At 31.5% G+C, this 1,200-nt stretch carries 1 protein-coding gene; it reads right to left on the bottom strand.

Annotation, left to right across the window (positions count from 1 at the left end):
* Positions 1-138: 138 nt before the first annotated feature.
* Positions 139-1,161, bottom strand: a complete 1,023-nt coding sequence (locus tag GPX08_RS04865) for an IS6 family transposase (protein ID WP_156625719.1) — start codon at positions 1,159-1,161, stop codon at positions 139-141.
* Positions 1,162-1,200 lie beyond the last annotated feature (39 nt).

Below are 1,200 nucleotides of genomic sequence, written 5' to 3'. Positions count from 1 at the left end.
TGATATGAAAAAATAGCTTGATTTTTCATAGAATTGCTCGCTCTTTGAAAATTATATAAGTTTGAATATTTTATTGCATGACAAACAAGCCTGCAATAAAATTGATTTTTGCAGGTTAAATAAAGGTATTAAGTTTAATTAAGATGCTGAAAACCAAGAATTTTTAGCAAAGCTATCGCTAGCGAAGCCGGCAACTTCTGCTGGAGTAAAGTTATTTAATGATCCATGTGGTCTAATAAAGTTATAGTGAAAGATAAATAAGTAAATTAAGTTATTCGCCTTTTCAAAAGAGTTAAAACCTTTTTTAGCTTTATACCAAGCTTTAAAAGTCTTATTGAATGACTCAATTAAATTGTTATTTGTATCGCTAGACATAGGTGCTACAGGAACGTGTTTGGTATTAGGTAATACCGTAGCGGCAGCTTCGTTATACGAAGGTAATCTATCGGTTATAAAGTAAGTTGGTTCACCACAATTTTTAGCTTCATTTATTAGTGTATAAGCTGAATCAGAACTTCTAGACTTAGTTAGATGAAACGCTAGAATAAATCTAGTTTCAGAATCAATAGCTAACCATAGATAGTATTTTTCACCATTAATAAATACTACTGTTTCATCAGCGTGCCAATCGTCAGATTGTAAGTTTAAACTAGACTTAAATTTATCAGCCTTTTGTTTAAAGAAAGGTGCAAATTTATTAGTCCAACTTGCTATAGTAACATGGGATACTTTAATCCTAGAGTTAATCATCAAGAATTGAGAAATAGCCCTTGTTGATGAATTATTTAAAAAATATAATGTTAATGCAGTTAATATTATATGTAGTGAAAAACGCATTCCTTTCATAGAAAGGGATCCGGTAATTAATTCACTGGATGCCATATCAATATTTGTAGTATGATGCTTAACTATTATGTGATTGCACTTCTTGTTATTGCATTTATAGCGATTGTAATGTTTGTATGCATGGTGTAAGTAGGTTCCTTTACCACACTTAGGACATCTAGGATTATTTAGTTTAGGACGTCCATCACCGTCGCCTAAGGCGAACTGACGATTACACTGTTTACATTGATACTTTTGTTTAGCCTGCTTATTAAAACCAAACTTATATAGTTTATCAGAATGACAGCGTGGGCATTTTATATTAGTCTTGTTCATTGTTCTTCTCTCCTTTTCTAAGGGGGTATTATTTAGTTT

Source organism: Clostridium tertium (assembly GCF_902652255.1).
Lineage (GTDB): Bacteria > Bacillota > Clostridia > Clostridiales > Clostridiaceae > Clostridium > Clostridium tertium_A.
This window is presented reverse-complemented; position numbering and strand designations above follow the sequence as displayed.

Coding starts and splice junctions, on each gene's coding strand:
- GPX08_RS04865 (WP_156625719.1), bottom strand. CDS start 1,161: ATGAACAAGACTAATATAAAATGCCCACGCTGTCATTCTGATAAACTA.